This is a genomic window from Burkholderia sp. 3C, assembly GCF_054589155.1.
The window spans coordinates 25,936-32,454 of record NZ_BAAILN010000080.1 but is presented as its reverse complement, the minus strand read 5'-3'; the positions used below and the strand labels follow the sequence as shown (position 1 = coordinate 32,454).

Genomic DNA, 6,519 nt, shown 5'->3' with positions numbered 1-6,519 from the left:
CCTCCCAACCCCCCCGGGTCCACATTCCCCCCGCAGATCACCACCGCCACCCTCTCCCCCGGCGAGCGAACATAAGCCCCCGCCATCAACGCCGCCAACGCCGTCGCGCCCCCCGGCTCCGACGCCACCCTGAGCCGATTCCACAGCACGTTCTGCGCGTCACGAATCTGCGCATCCGACACCAGCACCGATTCATTCACCGTGGGCAACAGAACCGAAAACGGCACGCTGCCAACCCGCTTGCATCCGAGCGAATCCGCCGCGATGCCGCTCGTCTCGACATCCACCGGTTCACGCGCCTGCAACGCGCGATGCAAGGTCGGACACTGCGTCGGCTCCACCGCAACGATCTTGACCCGCCCCGCGAACCACGCCGCGATGCCGCCGATAAACCCCCCGCCACCGACAGAAACCAGCACCGTGTCGACATCCGGCAATTGCGCATCGAGCTCAAGCGCCAGCGTGCCTTGCCCCGCGACCGTGGCGGGATCGTCGAACGCATGCACCTTCAGCGCGCCCGATTCGGCGGCCCGCGCCTCGCTGGCCGCGAGCGCCTCGACATAGGTATTGCCGGCCACCACGACCTTCGCGCCGAGGTCGGTCAGCATCTTGCGCTTGAGCGGCGTGGCGAGGCTCGGCACGTAGATCTCGGCGCGGGCGCGCAGCTTGTGCGCGGCGTAGGCGACGGCGATGCCGTGGTTGCCCCCGGATGCGGCGATCACGCCGGCCGGCGGCAGGGGCTGGCCGAGCAGGCGGTTGAACGCGCCGCGCGGCTTGAACGAGCCGGTCACCTGCAGCGATTCGAGCTTCAGGAACGTGTCGCCGGGCACGTCGAACCAGCCGGCCTCCAGTTGCACCACGGGCGTGGTGCGGATGTACGGCGCAACCCGCTGCGCGGCCGCGCGAATATCGTCTCGGGTAATCATGAGCGTTGATCCTCGTAATGAGCGGCGGCTTGCGGTGCGGCCGGGATGACGGTAACGGGCGCCTGGCGGCGTTCGTCGACGGTCAGGCGAAACACGTCGGGGCGGCTGTAGTGGCCGGTCACGTCGAAATCGAACTTGCCGCGCGCAATGTTTCGCAGGTCGATCTCCGCGGTCAGGATGGTTTCCTCGCCGAACGCGGGGCCGGCGAGAATCCGCCCGAACGGATCGACGATACAGCTTCCGCCCGCCTGCACCACGGCGTCGGGGTCGTCGCCGAACAGGCTGTCGTACGCGGCAGGGTAATCGCTTCGCCGCAGAAACTGATTGCTTGCGAGTACGTAGCATCGGCCCTCGATCGCGATGTGCTGCATCGATGCGACCCACGACGGCCGCGAATCGGCCGTTGGCGCGCAGTAAAGCTGGATGCCCTTCGCATACATGGCCGTGCGCATCATGGGCATGTAGTTCTCCCAACAAATCACGGCGCCAAGCTTGCCGAGTTCGGTGTCGAGCACGGGCATGGTGGAGCCGTCGCCGTAGCCCCAGATCAGGCGCTCGGAGCCGGTGGGCATCAGCTTGCGATGTTTGCCGAGGTAGTGGCCGCCCGGCCCGAAGAACAGCACGCAGCAGTAGAGCGTGCCCGCATCGCGTTCGATCACGCCGATCACCAGATGCACGCCGTGCCGCCCGGCAATGGCGGCCAGCGCGTCGACGCACGGCCCCGGCACGTCGATCGCGGCCTCCCAATACGCGCGATAGGCGTCGCGCCCTTCGTCGCTGCGCCCACCGACGTACGAGCCGAACGCATGCCCCTTGGGGTAGCCGCCGACGAACGCTTCGGGAAACACCACGAGCCTGGCGCGCTGCGACACGGCGGACGCCACCAGGTCGTCGACTTTCTCCAGGGTTCGGCGCTGGTCGAACGGCACGGGCGTGCCCTGCACGACGGCCGCGATCCACGGCGATTCGAGGTTCGATTCACTCATTGCGATCTCCTTGTGTATCTATAGTGAACATGTTAGTATCAGTATCGAACATCATAGGCGCTTGCCCGATCCGGGGCAAGCGGTGCGTGTTCGCCTTTGTTCAAGGTCGAGGAGAGCAGCGATGGGCGAAATCGCGACGGTCAACAGCGTGGAGCACGCCGTTCGTCTGGTTGAGCTGATGGCCGGGTCGGAGCATGCGCTGGGCGTCAGCCAGATGGCGCAGTCGCTCGATCTGCCGCGGGCCACGGTGTACCGGCTGCTCAAGACCTTGGCCCAGCGCGACTGGATCGTTCAGGATGACAAAACGTATCGGCTAAGTTTCCGCTTGGCGGCGCTGTTTCAGGGAGCGGGGGCGGGCGTGGAGGCGGCGCTGGCCGAACGCGTCACGCCGCTGCTGCATCAACTCGTGAAGCAGACGGGCGAGACGGCTCACTTCGCGGTGCTCGATGGCGACCGCGTCGTCTATCTGGCGAAGGTGGATTCGCCGCATCCGATCCGCATGTTCTCGGAAGCGGGCTGGCGCGGGCCGCTGCATGCCACGGGCGTGGGCAAGGTGCTGCTGGCGTTTGGCGAGGCGAAGCTGCTGGCGCGCATTTGCGACGCAGGGCTGAAGCCGTTCACGCCGAACACGCTGGTCGAGCCGGCGCAGCTTCAGGACGAACTGGCCCGAATCCGCGAGCAGGGTTATGCGCTCGATGCCGAGGAGCTGATCGACGGCCTGACGTGCGTGGCGGTGCCGTTGACGAGCGGCGGCGAGGTGCGTGGTGCGGTTTCGGTGGCCGGGCCGACTGCGCGGCTGGCTGATCCCGAGGCGTTGGCGGCGTTGCTGAAAGCGGCCGTGGAGGCGCTGCCGGCGACCTTGTGACGGAAAGGCTGTTTCGTGTGTGTCCGGCGCGAGCCATTGCCAGGTTGTCTCAACCTGCCGCTTCTCGAAGCGACAGGTCGGTTTCCGCGTCAATCAACCGGGCCACTCGTACCGCCCCATTCGGGCGGCAAGTCCCATCGCCCGTTACTTCGCGCCCGCTTCCTCGCGCATGCGACGCGCTTCGTCGCGCAGGAACTGCTGGTAGTCGTCCAGATCGCCGTCGAAGGGCTCGACGCCCCCCTTGGTCACGAGCCAGAACTCGTCACAGACGGCGCGCAGCAGCGACCGGTCGTGACTGACCAGCATCACCGTGCCCTCGAACTCGTTGAGCGCCATGCCCAGCGCCTCGCGGGTGGCCAAGTCGAGGTGGTTGGTCGGTTCGTCGAGCAGCAGCAGGTTGGGGCGCTGCCACACGATCATGCACAACACGAGCCGCGCCTTTTCCCCGCCGCTCATCGTGCCGACGGCCTGATGCACCATGTCGCCGCTGAAATTGAAGCTGCCGAGGAACGTGCGAAGCGATTGCTCCGTGCCGCTCTGGCCGGGCGCGCGCATATGCGCCGGCGTGTCCTTGGCCAGGCGAATCATGTGTTCGATCGGCGTGTCGAGCGGACGCAACACGTCGAGTTCCTGCTGGGCGAAGTAGCCGATGTTCAGGCCCTTGCCTTCGCTGATCTCGCCGGTGATCGGCGTCAGCGCGTGCGCGACCGTTTTCACCAGCGTGGATTTGCCCTGCCCGTTGGCACCGAGAATGCCGATGCGCTGCCCGGCCAGCACGGAACGATTGATGCCGCGCACGATGACGGTCGGCGGGGTGCCCGGCGCGGCGTCCGCCGGCGCGGGGTAGCCGAAGCTCGCGTCCAGCATCGACAGCAGCGGGTTCGGAATGTTGAGCGGTTCCTTGAACTCGAAGTTGAAGTCCGCGTCGGCCAGCACCGGCGCGATCTTCTCCATGCGTTCGAGCGCCTTGACCCGGCTCTGCGCCTGCTTCGCCTTCGAGGCCTTGGCCTTGAAACGGTCGATGAATTTCTGCAGGTGGGCGATCTTGTCCGCCTGCTTGGCCATCGCGGCCTGCTGCAATTCGAGCTGCTCGGCGCGCATGTCTTCGAACTTGCTGTAGTTGCCGCCGTAACGCACGAGCTTCGCGTTGTCGACGTGCACGGTCACCTGCGTCACCGCGTCGAGGAATTCCCGGTCGTGGCTGATTACGACCATGGTGCCCTGATAGCGCTTGAGCCACGCTTCGAGCCAGACCAACGCGTCGAGATCCAGGTGATTGGTCGGTTCGTCGAGCAACAGCAAGTCGGACGGGCACATGAGGGCACGCGCCAACTGGAGCCGCATGCGCCAGCCGCCGGAGAAGCTGTTGACCGGCTGGTCGAGCTGCGCATCGCTGAAGCCCAGGCCGAGAATCAGCGCCTGAGCCCGCGAGGCGGCATCGTGTGCACCGGCGTCGTGCAGGGCCATGTAGGCCTCCGCCATGCGCATGCCGTCGTCGCTGGCTTCCGAGGCGGTGACTTCCGCCTGCGCGGCCAGCAGGACGGTGTCGCCATCGATCACGAAGTCGGTCGCACTCTGCTCGGTCTCGGGCATGTCCTGCGCGACCTGGCCCATTTTCCACGCAGCGGGAATCGAAAACTCGCCGCTGTCTTCATGCAGCGTGCCGTTCAGAAGGCCGAAGAAGGAGGATTTGCCGGCCCCATTGCGGCCGACAAGGCCAATCTTCTCCCCTGGGGCGAAGGTGACGGATGCGCGATCGAGTACGACATTGACGCCGCGGCGCAGGGTGACATTACGGACGGAGATCATGAGGGGCGACTTCGGACTTCGGAGAGGACACGCATCATAGCCGACCGGAGGGGGAGGGTGGCTGATGGGGGTGGGTTCGCCCGGTTGGTCCTTCGGTCTCAGGCACCGCCGGCAGCCATGCGCGGGAAACGGCCGGATGTCGCCCTTGGCCGGCCCACCCCGATTTCAGCCCTGCGCGGTCGGCCGGATCACGATGCTGCCGACATCCACGTCAGGCGGCTGATCGATGGCAAAAAGGATGCCCCGCGCGATCGCATCCGGCGAAATGGCAATCGCTTTCAAACGATCCTCGACCGCGGCCTTTGCTGCCTGATCGGTCATGGAATCTCCGAAGTTGGTATCGATCACGCCCGGTGAAACCTCGGTAACCCGGAGCTTGGGTCCGGCTTCCTGCCGTAGCGCCTCCGTTGCGGTGCGCACGGCGTTCTTGGTTGCGGCGTACACGCCCATGGTCGGCAGAATCTTCAGCCCTGCCGTCGATATCACGTTGATCACATGGCCGCTGTCCTGCCTCGCGAACACGGGCAGCGCCGCCGCAATGCCATATAGCGTGCCGCGCAGATTGACGTCGATCATCGCGTCCCAATCGTCGACGCATAGCGCGTCGAAGCGCGAGATCGGACCAATCCCTGCATTGTTGACGATCACGTCGAGACGCCCGAAGCGGTCGACTGCGTGAGCCACCAATGCCTCGAGATCGGCGCGACGCGTGACGTCGGTCACGCAGTGGCTCGCTCGTCCCCCGGCTTCGTCAAGCTCGGCGGCCAGATTCACCAACGCGGCTTCGCGTCGAGCGCCGAGCACCACCGCGTGACCGTGCTTCGCCAGCAACCGTGCGGTTGCGCGCCCGATGCCGCTGCTCGCGCCCGTGATCGCAATCACCTTCGTGTCATTCATTTCGTTCTCCTTTGATGTCGAAATTAAACAGGGACATCAAAAGATGGTCTATGCTCGGCCCACCATGAATTTGTCGCGATCGTCCAAATCTCCGCGTGACCCGCTGTCCGACGTGCTTGCGCTGCTCGACGCGCGGGCCACGCGTCCGACGCGGCTTGAAGCTGCCGGAGACTGGGCGCTCGCGTTTCCCGAGCGGGAGCGCCTGAAATTCGTCGCCGTGCTGAAGGGCGCCTGCTGGATCGAACTTCCCGGCCACGCCGGCGAGTTTCTGCACACCGGCGATGTCTGCCTGATCGGCCGCACGTCCTATACCGTTGCCAGCCGCCCCGGCGTGCCGTCCATCGACGGTATGCAGTACTACGAAGGGATGGCGCTGGACAGGCTGCGCCTCAATGGCGACGACACCATCATGCTGGGCGGGGGCATCACCCTGGCGCGAGAAAATGCAGGATTCCTGCTCGACATGCTCCCGGTCTTCGCGGTCGTCCCGCGCTCGCCTGGGGCGGCGGCCAGTGTTGCCGCGGTGCTCAAGTTGCTCGATGCCGAAATCACGCGCGATGCGATCGGATCGGAGACGGCGACTGCCCGGCTTGCAGAAGTCCTGATGATCGAAGCGATCCGCGCCCGCACCGTCGGCCCGGTCCCCGCCGGCTGGCTGGACGCGCTGGCCGAGCCGCGTCTGGGCCGCGCGCTTGCCCTGATCCATAACAACATCGCCGAGCCCTGGACGGTCGCGCGCCTTGCCGCCGAGGTCGGCATGTCGCGGTCGGCGTTCGCTTCGCTCTTCACGCGGACGGTGGCCCAGCCGCCACTCGATTACGTGAGGTCCTGGCGGCTTGCGCGTGCGCGCGCCATGCTCGCCAACGGAGAGGACAACATTGCGCAAGTGGCGATCACGGTCGGCTATTCGTCGCAAAGCGCGTTTGCGCATGCCTATCGCCGTGCGTTCGGCACTACGCCGCGTGGCGCTTTCAAGCCTTCCGTTACGGAAGAAAACCCACGTTGAACAGGGTGGCGGAGGACTGGCCCGCATCGT

At 66.0% G+C, this 6,519-nt stretch carries 6 protein-coding genes; 2 read left to right on the top strand and 4 right to left on the bottom strand.

The genetic code is table 11. From position 1 onward, the window contains the following. Both ACYP33_RS14390 and ACYP33_RS14385 read right to left on the bottom strand, forming a co-directional pair. On the bottom strand, positions 1–926 hold a 926-nt coding region (locus ACYP33_RS14390; protein WP_459622484.1), incomplete at its 3' end, for a threonine/serine dehydratase. Continuing rightward, positions 923–1,912 carry a nitrilase-related carbon-nitrogen hydrolase gene (locus tag ACYP33_RS14385; RefSeq protein WP_414448484.1) on the bottom strand — a complete coding sequence of 330 codons (990 nt, stop codon included), beginning with the start codon at positions 1,910–1,912 and terminating at the stop codon, positions 923–925. The genes ACYP33_RS14390 and ACYP33_RS14385, both read right to left, overlap by 4 nt. Positions 1,913–2,033: 121 nt before the next feature. On the opposite strand from ACYP33_RS14385, the gene ACYP33_RS14380 reads away from it, so the two are divergent. Beyond that, on the top strand, positions 2,034–2,777 hold the full coding sequence (locus ACYP33_RS14380; RefSeq protein ID WP_459622482.1) for an IclR family transcriptional regulator: 744 nt from the start codon (positions 2,034–2,036) through the stop codon (positions 2,775–2,777). 144 nt (positions 2,778–2,921) lie between these two features. On the opposite strand, the gene ACYP33_RS14375 is transcribed toward ACYP33_RS14380, so the two are convergent. After that, the gene (locus tag ACYP33_RS14375; RefSeq protein WP_414448482.1) at positions 2,922–4,586 is read right to left on the bottom strand and encodes an ABC-F family ATP-binding cassette domain-containing protein; all 1,665 of its coding nucleotides are present in this window, start codon (positions 4,584–4,586) and stop codon (positions 2,922–2,924) included. Positions 4,587–4,751: 165 nt separating this feature from the next. Next, positions 4,752–5,483: an SDR family oxidoreductase gene (locus ACYP33_RS14370; RefSeq protein WP_414448481.1), complete on the bottom strand. Its 732-nt coding sequence runs from the start codon at positions 5,481–5,483 to the stop codon at positions 4,752–4,754. On the opposite strand from ACYP33_RS14370, the gene ACYP33_RS14365 reads away from it, so the two are divergent. Next, positions 5,437–6,489, top strand: a complete 1,053-nt coding sequence (locus ACYP33_RS14365) for an AraC family transcriptional regulator (RefSeq protein ID WP_459622479.1) — start codon at positions 5,437–5,439, stop codon at positions 6,487–6,489. The genes ACYP33_RS14370 and ACYP33_RS14365 overlap by 47 nt on opposite strands. Positions 6,490–6,519: the final 30 nt, after the last annotated feature.

Bases quoted from the DNA above. Each gene is read 5' to 3' on its own strand.
- ACYP33_RS14385 (WP_414448484.1), bottom strand. From the start codon at position 1,912: ATGAGTGAATCGAACCTCGAATCGCCGTGGATCGCGGCCGTCGTGCAG.
- ACYP33_RS14380 (WP_459622482.1), top strand. From the start codon at position 2,034: ATGGGCGAAATCGCGACGGTCAACAGCGTGGAGCACGCCGTTCGTCTG.
- ACYP33_RS14375 (WP_414448482.1), bottom strand. From the start codon at position 4,586: ATGATCTCCGTCCGTAATGTCACCCTGCGCCGCGGCGTCAATGTCGTA.
- ACYP33_RS14365 (WP_459622479.1), top strand. From the start codon at position 5,437: ATGCCGCTGCTCGCGCCCGTGATCGCAATCACCTTCGTGTCATTCATT.
- ACYP33_RS14370 (WP_414448481.1), bottom strand. From the start codon at position 5,483: ATGAATGACACGAAGGTGATTGCGATCACGGGCGCGAGCAGCGGCATC.